Below are 17220 nucleotides of genomic sequence, written 5' to 3' on the forward strand. Positions count from 1 at the left end.
GACCGAGGAACCTCTGGCCGAGGAACCCTTGCCGTCCACGGTTCCGTCCTGGTTCGATGCCGACCGCAACCTTGACTGACATTTCAGTCAGTGTCACAGTGAACGCCCTGCACCCCTCTGACACTTCGTGGAAAGGACCGGGACACCTTGCGTCCGACCAAGCCCTACAGTCAGGGGGCGACATGCCCCTGACCCCCACCGAACGGGACCGGCTGCTGCTCTTCACCGCCGCCCAGCTCGCGCGGACGCGCCTGGAGCGCGGACTGCGGCTCAACGTACCGGAGGCGACCGCGCTGATCGCCGACACGGTGTGCGAGGCCGCACGCGACGGCCTCCACCTGGCCGAGGCACTCGACCGCGGCCGCGCCGTCCTCGGCCCGGACGACGTGCTCCCCGGCGTCACCGACGTCGTGACGGAGATCCAGGTCGAGGCGGTGTTCGACGACGGCACCCGGCTGGCCGTCATCAGCGCCCCCTTCGGCGAGGTGGAGCACGACGACGGCGCCCCCGGGGCGGTCCTGCCCCACACGGAGACCCTGCCGGAACCGGAACCGCCGATCACCCTGTCGGTCCGCAACACGGCCGCGGTCCCGGTCAGCGTGACCTCGCACTTCCACTTCTTCGAGGCCAACCCGCGCCTCGACTTCGACCGGGCCGCCGCCTACGGCATGCGGCTCGCCGCCCCGGCCGGATCGTCCACCCGCTTCGACCCCGGCGCCGTCGTCGAGGTCGGACTCGTCCCCATGGGCGGAGACCGGATCGCGATCGGTTTCGCGGGCCTGGTCGACGGGCCGCTCGACGCGCCCGGCGCGAAGGCCGAGGCCCTGAAGCGCGCCGCAGCCTGCGGCTACCTCGGAACGGAAGGGGCGGAGCGATGAGCAGGCCCACCAGACACAGCGATCACTGTTCGCCCGGCAGCAGCCGGCACATCGACCCGTACGAGTACGCCACCGTGCACGGCCCCCGCGCCGGTGACCGGGTCCGGCTGGGCGACTCCGGGCTCGTCGTACGGGTGGAGTCGGACTCGCAGGCGTACGGCGACGAGTTCCTCGCCGGGTTCGGCAAGACCGCGCGCGACGGGATGCACCTCAAGGCCGCGGCGGTCCGGGACACCTGTGACGTCGTGATCACCAACGTCCTGGTGATCGACGCCGTGCAGGGCATCCGCAAGGTGTCCATCGGCATCCGCGAGGGCCGGATCCACGCGATGGGGCGGGCCGGCAACCCCGACACCCTCGACGGCGTCGACGTCGTCGTCGGCACCGGCACCACCATGATTCCGGGTGAGGGGCTCATCGCCACCGCCGGCGCCGTCGACACCCACGTCCACCTGCTGTCGCCCCGGATCATGGAGGCCTCGCTCGCGAGCGGCGTCACCACGATCATCGGGCAGGAGATCGGGCCGAGTTGGGGCGTCGGCGTCAACTCGCCCTGGGCGCTGAAGCTCGGGTTCGACGCCTTCGACGCCTGGCCGGTCAACATCGGCTTCCTGGCCCGGGGTTCGGCCTCGGACGAAGCGCCCCTGGTCGAGGCGCTCGCCGAGGGCGGTGCCTCGGGCTTCAAGGTCCACGAGGACATGGGCGCCCACACCCGCGCCCTCGACACCGCCCTGCGGGTCGCCGAGGAGCACGACGTCCAGGTCGCCCTCCACTCGGACGGCCTGAACGAGTGCCTGTCGGTCGAGGACACCCTCCGCGTCCTGGAGGGCCGGACGATCCACGCCTTCCACATCGAGGGCTGCGGCGGCGGACACGTCCCCAACGTCCTGAAGATGGCGGGCGTGCCGAACGTCATCGGCTCCTCCACCAACCCCACCCTGCCCTTCGGGCGGGACGCCATCGCCGAGCACTACGGGATGATCGTCTCCGTCCACGACCTGAAGACCGACCTCCCGGGCGACGCCGCCATGGCGCGCGACCGGATCCGGGCCGGGACGATGGGTGCGGAGGACGTCCTGCACGACCTCGGCGCGATCGGGATCACCTCCTCCGACGCGCAGGGGATGGGCCGCGCGGGGGAGACCGTACGCCGGACCTTCGCCATGGCCGGGAAGATGAAGGCCGAGCTGGGCCCCCTGGAGGGCGACGGCGCGCACGACGACAACGCGCGCGTGCTGCGCTACATCGCGAAGCTCACCATCAACCCGGCGATCGCCCACGGCCTCGCCCACGAGATCGGCTCGATCGAGGTCGGGAAGATGGCCGACATCGTGCTGTGGCGTCCGCCGTTCTTCGGTGCCAAACCGCAGATGGTCCTGAAATCCGGCTTCCCGGCCTACGGCGTCACGGGCGATCCCAATGCCGCCACCGACACCTGCGAACCGCTCGTCCTAGGGCCGCTGTTCGGCGCCCACGGCGCCGCTCCGGCCGAGCTCTCCGTCGCCTTCGTCGCCCAGGCCGCCGTCGAGCTCGGCTCGGACGCGATGCCGACCCGCCGCCGCAGGGTGGCCGTACGGAACACCCGCGGCATCGGTCCCGCCGACCTGCTGCGCAACGCCCGCCTCGGACAGGTGGACGTCGACCCGCGCAGCGGGCTCGTGACCCTCGACGGCGATCCGATGCGCTCCGAGCCGGCGCAGCAGGTCTCGTTGAGCCGGCTGTACTTCCTCTGACACTTCCTCCGACCTCGATCGACCGACTGAACCTCCAAAACCATGCCCCTTCTCTTGACTGAATTTTCAGTCGAGTGGAGGATGCTGTTCACACCGCGTACCCGTCCCGCGCCTCCGCCAGGCTGAGCCGGCCACCGCCGACGGGTACTTCTGGCGAAACGAAGAGAGACCCGTGATGACTGCATTCCGTATGCCTGCCGAGTGGTCCGCGCACGAGGGGTGCCTGATGGCCTGGCCCGTCCGGCAGGACCTGTGGGGCAGCGTCCTCGACGACGTCAAGGAGGAGTACGCGAACGTCGCCCGCGCCATCGCCGCCTTCGAGCCCGTGACCATGGTCGCGCCGCCCGGCCACGGCGAGGAGGCCCGGACGAGGTGCGGTGACGGGATCACCGTGGTGGAGCTGGCGCAGGACGACTCCTGGTTCCGGGACTCCGCCCCGCTCTTCGTGCTCGACGGCGCCGGCAACCGCGCAGGAGTGGACTTCCGCTTCAACGCCTGGGGCCGCAAGCACAGCCCGTACGACTCCGACGACCGGATCAGCGCCCTCCTGCTGAAGCACCTCGGCGTCGAGCGCATCGCCTCCGACATGATCCTGGAGGGCGGGGCGATCACCGTCGACGGCGAAGGCACCCTGATCACGACCGAGCAGTGTCTGCTCCACCCCAACCGGAACCCCGGGATGAACCGCGACGAGATCGAGACGGAACTGAAATCCCAGCTCGGCGTCGACAAGGTTGTCTGGCTTCCGTACGGCGGTCTACTGGACACGGAGACCGACGGGCACGTCGACGGCGTCTGCGCCTTCGCCGCTCCCGGCAAGGTCGTCGTCTCCCTGCCCGACGACCCCGGACACCCCGACTACGCCCGGATGCGGGCCAACCGCGCGGTGCTGGAGGCCACGACCGACGCCCAGGGCCGGCCGTTCGAGATCGTCGAGGTCCCGCAGACCGCGTTCGCCGACATCGCCGGCGGCGAGGTCGAGGTCTCCTACCTGAACTACTACGTGGCCAACGGCGGCGTAGTCGTCCCGGTGGCCGGCGTGCCCCAGGACGACGAGGCGCTCGCGGTCATCGCCGCCGCGTACCCGGGCCGCGAGGTCGTCGGGGTGCGGGCGCCCGCGATCGCGTACGGAGGCGGCGGGGTCCACTGCATCACGCAGCAGATCCCCGCCGTGACCGCCGGCGCCTGAACCGGGAACGGACCCCTCCCGGAGGGCCGCCCCAGCGGCCCTCCGGCCCCCGCCCCCACCCGAAACCACGGACATCACGGAAAGCGAGCGCGACGATGACCACACCCCTGCCTCCCGGCAGCAGACGCCCCCGCGGCAGGCGCGGACGGATCGCCGTGACCACGGCCGCCCTGACCTCCCTCGCGGTCCTCGCGGCCTGCTCCGGTCCGCCGAAGGACGGCGGCGTCGGCGGCTCCGCGGTCAAGCTCTCCGCCTCCACCCCTCCGGCCCGCGGCGAGATCGACTCCTTCACCTGGGCCGTCTACGCCGAGCCGCCCACCCTCGACTACACGGTCGCGTTCGACTATCCGCAGAACACGATCCTGTCCAACGTGTGCGAGAGCCTGATGCGCTGGACGCCGGGGCTCACCCTCCAGCCGGGCCTCGCGCGGAAGGCCTCGAACCCGGACCCCGCCACCTGGGTCTACGACCTGCGCGCCGGCGTGCGCTTCCACGACGGCAAGGTGATGACCGCCGACGACGTGGTCTACAGCCTCGGCCGGCAGCGGGACCCGAACAACGCCGCCGCCTGGGCGCAGACCTTCCAGAACGTCGCCTCCATACGGAAGACCGGCCCGCTCCAGGTCACCGTCAAGCTCAAGAAGTCGGACTCCCAGTTCCCCCAGTACATGGCGACCGCCGCGGGCGTCGTCGCCTCCCGGGCAGGTGTCAAGGCGGCGGGCAAGGACTACGGCACCACCGGCGACCTCGCCTGCACCGGCCCGTTCAAGCTGGGGAAGTGGAGCAAGGGCCAGTCGATCGAGCTCGAACGCTTCGACGGCTACTGGGGGACGAAGGCCAAGGCGAAGAAGGCCGTCTTCCGGATCCTGACCGACCCCTCGGCCCGCACCAACGCCATGCTCAGCGGAGAGATCGACGGCGGCTATCTGATTCCCACCGAGAGTTACGACCGCCTCAAGAACAGCGGCGTCGGCACGCTCTACTTCGGCGAGGGCCTCAGCACGGTCAACATCGACATCACCAACATGCACGGCCCGCTCGGCGACCTCCGGGTACGCAAGGCGCTCTCCCTGGCCCTCGACCGCTCCGGATTCGTCCGGGCCGGACTCGGCGGCTCCGGCACCGTCACCACCTCGCTCACCACCCGTGCCGCCTGGGCCGGAGCCTCGGAGCGGACCCGGAAGGCCGCCTTCGGCGCGCTGCCGCCCGCCGCCCAGGACATCGAGAAGGCGAAGGCGCTGATCAAGGAGGCCGGCGCCACGGGCAAGTCCCTGACCGTCGCCACCAGCTCCATCGGCCAGGACGTCTCCCTCCTCGCCACCGCGATCCAGGCCGCCGGCACCCGGATCGGGCTGAAGATCAACCTCAGGACGATCGCCCCCAACGCCTTCACGGCGCTGTTCACCGACCCGAAGGCACGCGAGGGCATCGACATGTTCCCGCTCACCTACTACCAGTCGATCACCGACCCGCTGGACCTGCTGCAGAACTTCAAGACCGGCGCCTACATGAACTTCGCCGACTACAGCGACAAGGGCTACGACGCCCTCGTCGACCAGGCCACCGCCGTCTACGAGCCGGACCAGCGGTCGAAGATGGAGGCCGAGCTGCAGCAGCGGGCCGCCGAGCAGCTGCCGTGGATCCCGGTCGCCGAGTGGCCCACCGCGGTCTTCCTCAACAAGAGGATCACCGGCGCCCCCACCACCATCGCGTACATGTACTACCCGTGGGCCGCGGACGTCGGTGCCGCCGACGCCGACGCCGGCGCGGCGAAGACGGCGAACGCGGGGGCCACGCCGTGAACTTCGTGAGATTCGCCGTACGGCGCCTCGCGGAGATGGCCGCCACCCTGCTCGGTGCGTCGTTCGTGGTCTTCGGTGCCCTGTACCTGGCGCCGGGCAACCCGGCCGGCTTCCTGCTCTCCGGACGCTCGGCCTCGCCGGAGGCCCTCGCCGCGATCAACGCCCAGTACCACCTGGACGACCCCTTCTTCGTCCGCTACCTCCACTGGCTCGGCGACATCGTCCAAGGGGACTTCGGCCGGTCCATCACCTACCGCACCGAGGTCTCCCGGCTCCTGGCCGACCGCCTCCCCACCACGCTGCTGCTCGTCGTGATGGCACTGGCCGTGGTCGTCGTGATCGGTCTGGTACTGGGATGGGTCGCCGCCGTACGCGGCGGCGGCACCGACTCGGCCGTCCTCGTCGGGACCACGCTCGCCGTCGGCACCCCCTCCTTCGTCGCGGCCGTCCTGCTCCAGGGCCTGTTCGCCGTGAACCTGGGATGGTTCCCCAGCAGCGGGTCCGGCGACGGCCTCCTCGACCAGGTCTGGCACCTCACCCTGCCGGCGATCGCCCTCGCCCTGTACCTGATCGGCATGCTCGCCCGGGTCACCCGCTCCGCCATGGTCGAGGCCCTCGACAGCGAGCACGTCACGGTCGCCCGCAGCCGCGGCGTCCCCGAGGGCCAGGTCATCCGCCGCCATGTGTTCCGCAACTCGCTCGGCACCGTCCTCACCACCGGCGGACTGATCGTCTCCACCCTCCTGGTCTGCACGATCCTCGTGGAGACCGCCTTCAGCATCGGCGGGATCGGCCAGCTCCTGGAACTGTCCACCTCGACCAAGGACTTCCCGACCGTCCAGGCCATCTCCTTGATCATCGTCGCCCTCTTCATGACCGTGAACCTGATCGTCGACCTGCTGCTGCCGCTGGTCGACCCGCGGATCACCCTCGGATCGAGGAGCTCCTCCGTATGACCGCCGTCCTGACCCGCCGGCCCGGCCTCGCGAAGATCCGCACCGCCCGGTCCCCGCTCCACCTGGTCTGCCTCGCCCTCGTCGCCCTCGTCACCGCCGCCGCGCTCCTCGCGCCGTGGCTCGTGCCGTACGACCCCAACGCCGTCGACCTCGGCAACGCACTGGCCGGACCGTCCCCCGAGCACCTGCTCGGCGTCGACGCCGCCGGACGCGACACCTTCTCCCGGCTGCTCCTCGGCGCCCGCACCTCGCTCCTCGGCCCCCTCGGCGTCGTGGTCTTCTCCACCCTCGCCGGAATCGCGGTCGGCATGGCCGCGGGCTGGCGGGGCGGCTGGCTCGACTCCGTCCTGTCCCGCAGCACCGAACTGGTCTTCGCGTTCCCCGGCATGCTCCTCGCCATCCTGATCGTCTCGATCTACGGCGAAGGACTGCTCGCCCCCGTCATCGCCCTCTCCGTCGCCTACCTGCCGTACGTCAGCAGGCTCACCCGCTCCCTCGTCCTGGCCGAACGCAGACGCCCCTACGTCAGCGCCTACCAGGTCCAGGGGCACGCGGCCCTCCAGATCTGCCTGCGCCACGTCCTGCCCAACATCGCCCCCGTCGTCCTCGCCCAGTCCACCATCAACTTCGGCTACGCACTGATGGACCTCGCCGGCCTGTCCTTCCTCGGCCTCGGCGTCCCCGCGCTCACCCCCGACTGGGGCCGCATGGTCTTCGACGGCCAGACCGCCATCCAGCGCGGCTACCCGCTGTCCGCGATCCTGCCCTGCGCCTTCATCGTGCTCACCGTCGTCGCGTTCAACGTGGTCGGAGAGCGCTGGGCCGACCGCGTCGCCAGGAGAGACCGATGACTTCCACGTACACGCTCGACGTCCAAGGGCTGCGCATCACCCTGCCCGGCACGGCCCGCCCCGTCCTCGACGGCGTCGACCTCCACGTCGGCCCCGGCGAGACCGTCGCCCTCGTCGGCGAGTCCGGCTCCGGCAAGACCCTCACCTCGCGCAGCGCCCTGAACCTGCTGCCGCCCGGCGCCGTCGTCGAAGGCGCCGTCCGGGTGCGCGGCGAGGACGTCCTCACCATGGACGCCGACCGGCTGCGCGCCCTGCGCAGCGGCACGGTGTCCATGATCTTCCAGGACCCGCGCGCCGCCCTCAACCCCCTGCGCCGCATCGGCGACTTCCTCGTCGAGAGCGTGACCCTGACCGGGAGCATGAACCGGGCGGACGCCACCGCCCGCGCCGGCGAACTCCTCCGGGCGGTCGGCCTCGACGACTCCGCCCTGCGCAAGTACCCCGGCCAGGTCTCCGGCGGCATGCTGCAACGCGTCATGATCGCGGCCGCCCTGATGGGCGACCCCGCCCTCCTGCTCGCCGACGAACCCACCACCGCACTCGACGTCACCACCCAGGCCGAGGTCATCGCCCTCCTGGCCCGGCTCCGCGCCCGCTTCGGCACCGGGCTGCTCTTCGTCACCCACGACCTCGACCTCGCCGCCGCCATCAGCGACCGGGTGTACGTCATGTACGCCGGCCGGATCGCCGAGAGCGGCCCCGCCGAAGCCCTCTTCGCGCGGCCCCGGCACCCGTACACCTCGGCACTGCTCGCCTCCACGCCCCGCCTGGAAGCCCCGCAGGGGCGGCTCGCCGCGATCGACGGCCAGCCCCCGGACCTCCGGCAGGAACTCGTCGGCTGCCCGTTCGCCGCCCGCTGCCACCTGGCCACCGAGGTCTGCGACCAGCAGGCCCCCGAGCCGCGGCCCGCACCCGGCCGGCCGCACCACCGGGCCGCCTGTCACCACAGCGACCGTCTCGAAGGGAGCCCCGTCGATGCCTGAGAACGTCCTGGAGGCCGTCGGCCTCCACCGCACCTTCGGGAGCGTCCGCGCCGTCGACGACGTGTCCTTCGCCCTCCCCGAGGGCGGGTCCCTGGGCATCGTCGGCGAATCCGGCTCCGGCAAGACCACCACCGCCCGGATCGTCGTCGGTCTGGAACAGGCCGACGCCGGGGACGTGCTCGTACGGGGGAAGGCCCGCGGCGCACGACACCGCGGCCGGGCCCGGCGCCTGGCACGCGCGCGTGAGGTCCAGATGGTCTTCCAGGACCCGTACCTCTCCCTCGACCCGCGCACCAGCGTCGACCAGGTCCTGCGCGAGACCCTACGCCTGCACTTCCCCGACACCGACCACGACCGGCGCGTCCGGGAGCTCCTCGACCAGGTCGGCCTGGGCACCCGCGCCGCCGACGCGCTGCCCCGGCAGCTCTCCGGCGGCCAGCGCCAGCGCGTCGCCATCGCCCGCGCCCTCGCCGTCGAACCGGCGGTCCTCGTCCTGGACGAGGCGGTCGCCGCCCTCGACGTCTCCGTCCAGGCGCAGATCCTCAACCTGCTCGCCGACATCCGCGAGGAGACCCGGATCGGCTACCTGTTCATCACCCACGACCTCGGCGTGGTCCGGTGCGTCACCGACGACGTCATCGTCATGCGCCGGGGCCGTGTCGTCGAGGCGGGACCCACGGCCGAGGTGCTCGCCGCACCTCAACACCCCTACACGCGGCTGCTGTTGGAATCCGTACCCCGCCCCGGCTGGGACCCGGAGGCGATCTCCGCAGCTCGTCGCACAGGAACACGTGACTGAAATTTTCGTCAGAGAGCGCGTCCCGGCCATTGACTGAAATTTGAGTCAGTCCCTAGGGTGAGCGCACCGTACGGCGCCGGCGGGTCGCGTGGCGCCGTACGGATTCATGGACGCCCCCCTGAACAGGAGCCCACATGGGGCCAGTTGACTCGCCCGCGCGTGATTCCGCAGCGCAAACGGGCCGTGATTCCGCAGCGCACGCGGGCATCGAACAGCACTCGATCGACTGGGTGCCCCTGTCCGAACGGCACGGCAAACCGTCGAACGTCGGAGCCATCTGGTTCGTCGGCAGCCTCAACCTCACCGGCCTGGCGACCGGCGTCGTGACGCTGTCCATGGGGGCCTCCCTCGTGTGGACGGTGGTCGCCACCGTGCTGGGCTCGCTCTTCGGCACGTTCTTCATGGCGTTCCACTCGGCCCAGGGGCCCCAGCTGGGCCTGCCCCAACTCGTGCAGTCCCGGCCGCAGTTCGGCTATCTGGGGGCCGCGCTCACCGTGTGGGTGTTCGCCCTGGTCAACTACGTGGCCTTCAACACGTCCGACGCCCTGCTGTCCGGCCAGGCCATGAACCTGCTCACCGGAGTGCCCAACACCCTCGGCTATCTCCTCGCCGCCGCGGTGGCGACCGTGATCGCCCTCTTCGGGTACGAGTGGATCCACAAGCTCAACAAGTGGCTCACCTGGCCCTTCGTCGTGATCACCGCCGCCGTCACCGCCTCCGCCCTGTTCGGCGGAGGACTGCCGGACGACGCCTGGAACGCGGGACCGTTCGAGCTCGCTCCGTTCATGCTCGTGTTCGTCTTCGTCGCCGGCTTCCAGCTGGGCTGGGCACCGTACGTCTCGGACTACTCCCGCTACCTCAGACCCGACGTCCCCGTGCGCAGCACCTTCTGGTGGACCTACCTGCCCAGCGCGGTCTCCGGGATCTGGGTCTTCGTCCTCGGTGCCGTGGTCTCGGCCGCGGCCCCCGAGGGCACGGACCCGGTCACGGCGCTGAAGCTGTCGGCGGACCGGCTGTTCGGCGGGTTCGGCACGGTCGCGGTCGTCGTCCTGCTGGTCGGGCTGCTCTCCATCATGGCGATCAACCAGTACGGCGGCAGCCTCACGATGATCTCCATCGTCGACTCCTTCCGGCCGGTCAAGCCGACCCGGACCATCCGGATCGCCACCATCGGGATCATGCTGGCCGCCGTCGGGACGGTCTCCACCCTCGTCGGCATCGACCAGTTCAACTGGTTCTTCGCCAACGTGGTGGTGGTCCTGACGTACCTGTTCATCCCGTGGACGGCCATCAACCTCGTCGACTTCTTCTTCGTCCGGCGCGGCCAGTACGTCGTCAAGGAGATCTTCAACCCGCGCGGGATCTACGGCCGATGGGGCTGGCGCGGAAACCTCGCCTACCTGATCGGACTGGCCTGCATGGCCCCGTTCATGGTCATCACCGGCCTCTTCGTCGGGCCCGTCGCGGAGCGCCTCGGCGGCGTCGACTGCTCCGTCCTCGTCGGCCTGCCGGTGTCCGGAGGCCTCTACTGGGCCTTCGCCCGAAGCCTCGACCTGGCCACCGAACGCCGGATGGTCCGGGAGGAGGGGCTGCTGGACCCACTCCACTGAGCGGCATCCCGCCAGCAACCCGCGCCTGCACGTACAGAACCTTTGAGAGAAGGAGCACCACGTGAAGACAGAGCACGACGGCGAACGCCCCGGCATCAGCCGCAGAACCCTGCTCGCCCGTACCGGAGCGGCCGCGGCCGCCCTGGCGGTGGGCCCCGTCCTCGGCGGCGTCCAGCCGGCCATGGCCGCGTCCTGGCGCGTCCCCGGTGAGGACGAGTCGCACAGGCGGACCTGGATGGCCTGGCCGTCCAGCTACACGATCTGGGGCAACCTGCTGTCCAAGATCCAGGCGGACATCGCCAAGCTCGCCAAGGAGGTCGCGAAGTACGAGCCGGTCATCATGTGCGCGGACGGCTCCTCGGCCGCCTCGCAGGCCAGGACCGCGTGCGGATCCACCGTCACGGTCATCAGCTCCATCCCCGTCTCGGACTGCTGGATGCGGGACACCGGCCCGCTGTTCCGCATCGACGACGCCGGTGGTCTCGACGCCTTCGGCCTGAACTTCAACGCCTGGGGCGAGAACGCCACGACCTTCTACGGTCTGCCCGCCTCCGCCTACGACAAGGACCGCACGGTCGCGCCGAAGGTCGCCGCCTACGGCGGCGCCCCGTTCGCGAAGGCGTCCGTGGTCGGCGAGGGCGGCGGCATCGAGTACGACGGCGACGGCACCCTGATGGCCACCGAGAGCTGCTGGCTGAACGGCAACCGCAACCCCGGCAAGTCGCGCAGTCAGGTCGAGGCGGAGCTGCTGTCCCGCTTCGGCGCCTCGAAGATGATCTGGCTGCCCGGCGTCACCGGGCAGGACGTCACCGACGGCCACATCGACGGAACCGCCCGCTACATCCGGCCCGGCGTGGTCATGGTGCAGCTGGCCGGGGCCGTACGCCCCGACGTCTGGACCGCCAACGCCCAGGCCATCCGCGACACCCTGGCCGCCGCGACCGACGCCAGGGGCCGCCGGCTCCAGGTCCTCACCATCGAAGGACCCGACACCCTGCCCCGTATCCAGGCGGGCAAGCGGGCCGAGTTCCTCAGCTCCTACATGAACTGGGCGGTGACCAACCAGGCGATCATCACCACCCAGTTCGGCGACACCGCCAAGGACGCGGCGGCCAAGTCGGCCATCGCCGCCGCCTACGGCCGCCCCGTCGTCCAGCTGAACCTCGACAACCTCTACGGCAACGGCGGCGGTGGCGCCCACTGCGTCACGATGCAGGAGCCCAACCGCTGAGCCGCCGGCCCGGGTCCCGCCCACGGGACCCGGGCCGGAGCGCGCACGGAGACCGGACGAATCCAGGTGCGACAGATATAACTGTCGCTCCCTATGGTCGACAGCTATATTTGTCGCATGAGTGATGTGACTGGGATCCCGACTCCCGACAAGAGCGACGACGACTTCTGGAACGCCGTCTCGAACCTGGTGGAGCCCCCCTGGAACGAGCCCACCCCGGACGACGCGGGCACCATGGACGAGCGGGTCCTCGACGCGGTCCGCGCCCTGGCCGAACGCATCTCGACCCGCGCGCTGGCCTACAGCGCCGCCGGCAAGTCCTTCGACCCCGTCCTCATGGCGGCGCCCGACGTGCAGCTGGCACTACTGCGGGCCCTGTACGAGGCCAAACTCTCCGTCGACCGGCTGGCGGAGAGCGCCGCCACCGTCGCCGGCCGCAGCGGGGCGAACTACGCCCAGCTCGGTGCCGCCTGGGGCGGCATCAAGCGCCAGTCCGCCCGCCTCAAGTGGCCCCACGCCGTGGTGCGGAAGTCCGCCAGGGAGTCCATCCCGCTCCAGTACGCGGGTGGTACCGCCGTCGTGCACCACGATGCCGACGCCGACGCCTGGTGGTTCACCGCCACCGCCGCGGACCGGCGGGAAATGGAGTCCGAGCCCGTCCACGGCACCTACGCCGAGGCCATCGCAGGAGCCACCGAATTCCTCCTCGCACACGCCCTGCCCGAAGGGCAGCCGCCCGCGTGACCACCGGCCCGCCCCGTCCGCCGGGCGGGCCCCGTTCGCCGGGCGGGCCCCGTTCGCCGGGCGGGCCCAGTTCGCCGGACGGGCTCCGTCCGGCGGCGGCGCGAGGACCGTCGATCGGCCCCGCACCCCGGCGAGAGGGCGTCGGACGTGGCAGAGTTGAGCCATGTGCGGCCGTTACACCTCGACTCGCAGTCCTGAGGACCTCACCCAGCTCTTCCAGGTCACCGACTGGCGCCCCGAAGAGACACTGGCGCCCAGCTGGAACGTCGCGCCGACCAACGAGGTCTACGCGGTCCTCGAACGCGCCGGGCGGGACGACGGCGACGAGGTGCGCCGTGAGCTGCGGACCCTGCGGTGGGGCCTGGTGCCGTCCTGGGCGAAGGACCCGACGATCGGCTCCCGGATGATCAACGCCCGGGTCGAGACCGTGCACGAGAAGCCCGCCTACCGACGCGCCTTCGCCAAGCGCCGCTGCCTGCTGCCGGCCGACGGCTTCTACGAATGGGACCCGGTGAAGGACGAGGCGACGGGCAAGACCCGCAAGCAGCCGTACTTCATCCACCCCGCCGACGGCCAGGTGATGGCCATGGCGGGCCTGTACGAGTACTGGCGCAACCCCGACGTCACGAGCGACGACGACCCCGACGCCTGGCTGACGACCTGCACGATCATCACCACCGAGGCCACCGACGCGGCCGGCCGCGTCCACCCCCGCATGCCGCTCGCCCTCGCCCCGGACCACTACGACGCCTGGCTCGACCCCCACCACCAGGACGTCGAGGACCTCCGCGCCCTGCTCACCAGCCCCGCGGACGGCCGACTCGACGCCCGCCCCGTCTCCACGGCCGTCAACAACGTCCGCAACAACGGAGCCCACCTCATCGAAGCGGCCCCCTGACCGGACCGCCGCTGGAGACGCCTCGTCGCCGCCGGCCTCGCGGCCCAGGCGGCCGGGGCGCTCGACGACGACGGGGTGGCTGCTCCTACTTGGGGTCTCGGTTGAACACCGACTTGGACCAGAAGTAGCCGAGGGTGGTCAGGGCGAGGCACCAGGCGAGGGCGAGCCAGCCGTTGTGGCCGATCTCGGTGCCGAGGAGCAGGCCGCGGAGGGTTTCGATGGCCGGGGTGAAGGGCTGGTACTCGGCGATCGGCTGGAACCAGCCGGGCATCTGGTCGACCGGGACGAAGGTGCTGGAGATCAGCGGCAGGAAGGTCAGCGGCAGCGCGTTGTTGCTGGCGGCCTCGGCGTTCGGGCTGACCATGCCCATGCCGATGGCGATCCAGGTCAGGGCCGTGGCGAAGAGGACCAGGAGGCCGAAGGCCGCGAGCCATTCCAGCGCCGTGGCGTCGACGGAGCGGAAGCCGATGGCGACGCCGACCGCACCGACGAAGACGACGCTGATGACCGACTGGAGCACGCTGCCGATGACGTGGCCGGTGATGACCGAGCCGCGGTGGATGGCCATGGTGCGGAAGCGGGCGATGATGCCCTCCGTCATGTCGTTGGAGACGGAGACCGCCGTGCCGACGGTCGTGGTTCCGATCGTCATCAGGAGCAGGCCGGGGACGATGTAGGCGATGTAGTCGGAGCGGTCCCCGCCGCCCATGCCCGCGCTCATCGTGTCGCCGAAGACGTAGACGAACAGGAGCAGGAGCATGATCGGGGTCAGGAGGAGGTTCAGGGTCAGGGAGGGATAGCGCCTGGCGTGCAGGAGGTTGCGGCGCAGCATCGTCGACGTGTCGCGGGCGGCGAGGGAGAGCGAACTCATCGGACAGCCTCCTTCGGCTGGGCGGTGGCGGTGAGGGCGAAGAAGACGTCGTCCAGGTCCGGGGTGTGCAGGGTCAGTTCGTCCGCCTCGATGTCTGCGGAGTCCAACCAGTCGAGGACGGAACGCAGTTCGCGCTGAGTGCCGTTGCTGGGGAGTTGGAGGGCGAGGGCCTCGTCGTCCCTCGCGGCGCCGGTGAGTGCGGTGGCGGCGGCGCGGTAGGCGTCGGGGTCCGTGAAGCGGAGGCGGATGTGGCCGCCGGGGATCAGGCGCTTGAGTTCCTCCGCCGTGCCCTCCGCCGCGATCTTGCCGTTGTTCAGGACCGCGATGCGGTCGGCGAGCTGGTCGGCCTCCTCCAGGTACTGGGTGGTGAGGAAGACCGTCACCCCGTCGGAGACCAGCTCGCGGATGATCTGCCACATGTTGTGCCGGGAGCGCGGGTCCAGGCCGGTGGTCGGCTCGTCGAGGAAGATGATCCGCGGGCTGCCGACCAGGGTCATCGCGATGTCCAGGCGGCGTTTCATGCCGCCGGAGTACGTGGAGGCCGGCTTCTTGGCCGCCTCCGTGAGGTCGAAGCGCTCCAGGAGTTCGGCGGTGACCCGGCGGCCCTCCTGCTTGGAGAGGTGGTTCAGGTCGGCCATCAGGAGCATGTTCTCCTCGCCCGTGATCAGGCCGTCGACCGCGGAGAACTGGCCCGTCACGCCGATCGCGGCCCGGACGGACTGTGCTTCGGCCGTGAGGTCGTGGCCCGCCACCCGGGCCTGGCCGCCGTCGGCGGTGATGAGGGTGGACAGGATCTTCACGGCGGTCGTCTTGCCCGCGCCGTTCGGGCCGAGCAGGGCGAAGATCGAGCCCTCCGGGATGTGCAGGTCGATGCCGTCGAGGACGACCTTGTCGCCGTAGGACTTGCGCAGGCCGACGGCGGAGACGGCGGCCGGGGACGGACGGCCGTCCGCCTGACTGGGCATGGGCATGGGCATGACAGAAGAAGGCATGGGGCCCTCCTGATGAAGGGTGAAGGGTGAGGGGGAGAGGGGGCTTTTCGGGTGGCGGTGCTCAGGCCTTGGCGCGGCGGATGTCGATGTTGCCCCAGTTGGACCGCGCGCGGATCTTGACGGTCTCCTCGGTCTCCTCCGGGGCCTCGGACGCGGACAGCGTGTTCCGTACGTGCCCGCGGTTGGAGTTGACGTCCAGCCAGGCGGCGGTGCCCGAGCGGATGCCGATCTCGATGGAGCCGTTGGAGGTCTCCAGCTGGATCTCGCCGCGGCAGACCTCGGCGATGCGAAGGGCACCGTTGGTGGAGGTGCCGGTGACCGACGACTCGGCGCGCGCGATGTCGATGCTGCCGTTGGCGCCGCTGACGCGCAGTTCGCCGGTCACGGTGCCGACGGTCGTGGCGCCGTGCGAGTTCTTCAGGACGGCGTGGCCGTCGACGGTGCCGACGCGCAGGTTGCCGGTGCTGCTGGTGATCTCGGCCGTGCCCTCGACCCGTTCCACGGTGGTCTGGCCGTGCGACGCGGTCAGGTGCAGCGGGCCGGTGGTGTCGAGGCGGACGTCGCCGGCCGAGGTCTTCACGCGGACCTCGCCGAGCCGGCCCTCGCCGATCAGGGCGGACGCGGCGCCGGTCATGTCGATCCGCGACCCGGTGGGCAGTTCCACCGTCACGTCGACCGTGCCGCCGCGCCCCAGCAGATTGGCCTTGGGCGTGGTGACGGTCAGGGCGCCGCCGGTGCAGGTGACCTCGGTCTGGTCGGCGGCCCGTACGTCCAGGTCCTTCTTGGGGTTGCGGGGCCGCACCTCGACGACGGTGTCGAGGCGGTCGCTCGCGACGAACTGGAGGGAGCCGGCGTAGACGTAGGCGGTGACCGAGATCGGTGCGGGAGTGTCGAAAGAAGGCATGGCTGTCCCGTCCTCTTGAGTCTTCAGGTCGTCCCCGCAGGTGGGACGTGGTGTGGGTGAAGTGGTGCGGGTGAGATGGTGCGAGCGGAGGCGCGGTCAGCGCACCCAGCCCGTGATGCTCTGTCCGACGGTCTGGGACTTCTCCGGCGTACGCGGCCGGGTGCCGCCGCCGACCGCGGCCGACACGGCCCGCACCAGCCAGGCGTTGACCGACAGGCCCTCGCGGGCCGCGGCCTCCTCGGCGCGGGTCTTGAGGTGGGCCGGCAGGCGCAGATTGACGCGGGCGGTGCCGCCCTCGTCGCCCTCGGCGAGAGCCGGGGCCGGAAGCGGTTCGGTGGCGGCCTCCGGCTCCGCGGGGGCGCCGCCCGTGGGCGGGAGCGTCACCACGAAGTCGGGGTCGAGGCCCCGGAGCCGTACGTCGACCGAACCGGGGGCGAGTTCACGGGTGATCTCGTCCGTCGCGGCGGAGAGCACGTTGAGCATGGTCAGCCGGGCGGCCGACTCCAGGGGGGCGGTGAGCCGCTCGGCCAGCTCGCGTGCCTCTTCGCCGCCGGCTTCGGCGGCCACCGCGAGTTCGCGGCGGAGGGTGTCGACATACGGGGTGAGGTCCATGACGTCATCATGGCACCACTCTGGCGCCATGTGCAAGCGTTGGACTGGGGTCGATGTGGCGCCATCCGTTCGTGGCCGCTCTGACCTGCGTAAACGTGACGATGTCTTGCTGGATGGCTGTGGTGTCACGAGTGCGTGACTGCTGCCGGTGACGCGAAATGGCGCCA

The 17220-nt window shown here is 70.9% G+C and carries 16 protein-coding genes; 12 read left to right on the forward strand and 4 right to left on the reverse strand.

All coding sequences use genetic code 11. The features are described 5' to 3' along the window. Positions 1–182: 182 nt before the first annotated feature. From ureA to SVTN_RS34585, 12 genes are all read left to right on the forward strand, one after another. A complete protein-coding gene (ureA, locus tag SVTN_RS34530; RefSeq protein ID WP_041132616.1) occupies positions 183–878 on the forward strand; it encodes an urease subunit gamma in 696 nt (231 codons plus the stop codon). Then, complete coding sequence (locus tag SVTN_RS34535) at positions 875–2611, forward strand: urease subunit alpha (RefSeq protein WP_052499463.1); 1737 nt, start codon at positions 875–877, stop codon at positions 2609–2611. The genes ureA and SVTN_RS34535 overlap by 4 nt, the downstream gene beginning before the upstream one ends. A 175-nt stretch (positions 2612–2786) precedes the next feature. Further along, positions 2787–3800, forward strand: coding sequence for an agmatine deiminase family protein (locus SVTN_RS34540; protein WP_041132617.1), 1014 nt, complete (start codon positions 2787–2789; stop codon positions 3798–3800). A 95-nt stretch (positions 3801–3895) separates the two neighbouring features. Further along, positions 3896–5602 (forward strand): ABC transporter substrate-binding protein, encoded by a 1707-nt coding sequence (locus SVTN_RS34545; RefSeq protein WP_041132618.1) that lies wholly within the window; start codon positions 3896–3898, stop codon positions 5600–5602. Further along, positions 5599–6558, forward strand: a complete 960-nt coding sequence (locus tag SVTN_RS34550) for an ABC transporter permease (RefSeq protein WP_078908619.1) — start codon at positions 5599–5601, stop codon at positions 6556–6558. Before SVTN_RS34545 ends, SVTN_RS34550 begins: the two co-directional genes overlap by 4 nt. Further along, complete coding sequence (locus tag SVTN_RS34555; protein ID WP_041132619.1) at positions 6555–7409, forward strand: ABC transporter permease; 855 nt, start codon at positions 6555–6557, stop codon at positions 7407–7409. Before SVTN_RS34550 ends, SVTN_RS34555 begins: the two co-directional genes overlap by 4 nt. Next, positions 7406–8392, forward strand: a complete 987-nt coding sequence (locus SVTN_RS34560) for an ABC transporter ATP-binding protein (RefSeq protein WP_041132620.1) — start codon at positions 7406–7408, stop codon at positions 8390–8392. The genes SVTN_RS34555 and SVTN_RS34560 overlap by 4 nt, the downstream gene beginning before the upstream one ends. Further along, a complete protein-coding gene (locus SVTN_RS34565) occupies positions 8385–9191 on the forward strand; it encodes an ABC transporter ATP-binding protein (protein WP_041132621.1) in 807 nt (268 codons plus the stop codon). Before SVTN_RS34560 ends, SVTN_RS34565 begins: the two co-directional genes overlap by 8 nt. Before the next feature lie 230 nt (positions 9192–9421). After that, the gene (locus tag SVTN_RS34570; RefSeq protein WP_245727751.1) at positions 9422–10801 is read left to right on the forward strand and encodes a purine-cytosine permease family protein; all 1380 of its coding nucleotides are present in this window, start codon (positions 9422–9424) and stop codon (positions 10799–10801) included. 61 nt (positions 10802–10862) lie between these two features. Further along, a complete protein-coding gene (locus SVTN_RS34575; protein ID WP_041132623.1) occupies positions 10863–12032 on the forward strand; it encodes an agmatine deiminase family protein in 1170 nt (389 codons plus the stop codon). A gap of 117 nt (positions 12033–12149) precedes the next feature. Continuing rightward, positions 12150–12776, forward strand: a complete 627-nt coding sequence (locus SVTN_RS34580; RefSeq protein ID WP_041132624.1) for a hypothetical protein — start codon at positions 12150–12152, stop codon at positions 12774–12776. Between the two features lie 163 nt (positions 12777–12939). After that, positions 12940–13674 carry an SOS response-associated peptidase gene (locus tag SVTN_RS34585; RefSeq protein WP_041132625.1) on the forward strand — a complete coding sequence of 245 codons (735 nt, stop codon included), beginning with the start codon at positions 12940–12942 and terminating at the stop codon, positions 13672–13674. An 85-nt stretch (positions 13675–13759) separates the two neighbouring features. Here the strand turns inward: SVTN_RS34585 and SVTN_RS34590 are convergent, their stop codons facing one another. The 4 genes from SVTN_RS34590 to SVTN_RS34605 all read right to left on the reverse strand — a co-directional run bounded on the left by SVTN_RS34590 (position 13760) and on the right by SVTN_RS34605 (position 17053). Beyond that, positions 13760–14545: an ABC transporter permease gene (locus SVTN_RS34590; RefSeq protein WP_041132626.1), complete on the reverse strand. Its 786-nt coding sequence runs from the start codon at positions 14543–14545 to the stop codon at positions 13760–13762. Further along, complete coding sequence (locus tag SVTN_RS34595) at positions 14542–15537, reverse strand: daunorubicin resistance protein DrrA family ABC transporter ATP-binding protein (protein WP_041132627.1); 996 nt, start codon at positions 15535–15537, stop codon at positions 14542–14544. The genes SVTN_RS34590 and SVTN_RS34595 overlap by 4 nt, the downstream gene beginning before the upstream one ends. Positions 15538–15598: 61 nt before the next feature. After that, on the reverse strand, positions 15599–16441 hold the full coding sequence (locus SVTN_RS34600) for a DUF4097 family beta strand repeat-containing protein (RefSeq protein ID WP_041132628.1): 843 nt from the start codon (positions 16439–16441) through the stop codon (positions 15599–15601). 96 nt (positions 16442–16537) lie between these two features. Continuing rightward, entirely contained in the window at positions 16538–17053 is a 516-nt protein-coding gene (locus tag SVTN_RS34605) for a toxin-antitoxin system HicB family antitoxin (RefSeq protein WP_041132629.1), read from the reverse strand. Between the last annotated feature and the right edge of the window lie 167 nt (positions 17054–17220).

Source organism: Streptomyces vietnamensis (assembly GCF_000830005.1).
Lineage (GTDB): Bacteria > Actinomycetota > Actinomycetes > Streptomycetales > Streptomycetaceae > Streptomyces > Streptomyces vietnamensis.

Excerpts from the sequence above, each read along its gene's own strand:
- SVTN_RS34600 (WP_041132628.1), bottom strand. The coding sequence starts at position 16,441 with ATGCCTTCTTTCGACACTCCCGCACCGATCTCGGTCACCGCCTACGTC.
- SVTN_RS34585 (WP_041132625.1), top strand. The coding sequence starts at position 12,940 with ATGTGCGGCCGTTACACCTCGACTCGCAGTCCTGAGGACCTCACCCAG.
- ureA (WP_041132616.1), top strand. The coding sequence starts at position 183 with ATGCCCCTGACCCCCACCGAACGGGACCGGCTGCTGCTCTTCACCGCC.
- SVTN_RS34560 (WP_041132620.1), top strand. The coding sequence starts at position 7,406 with ATGACTTCCACGTACACGCTCGACGTCCAAGGGCTGCGCATCACCCTG.
- SVTN_RS34605 (WP_041132629.1), bottom strand. The coding sequence starts at position 17,053 with ATGGACCTCACCCCGTATGTCGACACCCTCCGCCGCGAACTCGCGGTG.
- SVTN_RS34540 (WP_041132617.1), top strand. The coding sequence starts at position 2,787 with ATGACTGCATTCCGTATGCCTGCCGAGTGGTCCGCGCACGAGGGGTGC.
- SVTN_RS34545 (WP_041132618.1), top strand. The coding sequence starts at position 3,896 with ATGACCACACCCCTGCCTCCCGGCAGCAGACGCCCCCGCGGCAGGCGC.
- SVTN_RS34535 (WP_052499463.1), top strand. The coding sequence starts at position 875 with ATGAGCAGGCCCACCAGACACAGCGATCACTGTTCGCCCGGCAGCAGC.
- SVTN_RS34555 (WP_041132619.1), top strand. The coding sequence starts at position 6,555 with ATGACCGCCGTCCTGACCCGCCGGCCCGGCCTCGCGAAGATCCGCACC.
- SVTN_RS34580 (WP_041132624.1), top strand. The coding sequence starts at position 12,150 with ATGAGTGATGTGACTGGGATCCCGACTCCCGACAAGAGCGACGACGAC.
- SVTN_RS34595 (WP_041132627.1), bottom strand. The coding sequence starts at position 15,537 with ATGCCTTCTTCTGTCATGCCCATGCCCATGCCCAGTCAGGCGGACGGC.
- SVTN_RS34590 (WP_041132626.1), bottom strand. The coding sequence starts at position 14,545 with ATGAGTTCGCTCTCCCTCGCCGCCCGCGACACGTCGACGATGCTGCGC.
- SVTN_RS34565 (WP_041132621.1), top strand. The coding sequence starts at position 8,385 with ATGCCTGAGAACGTCCTGGAGGCCGTCGGCCTCCACCGCACCTTCGGG.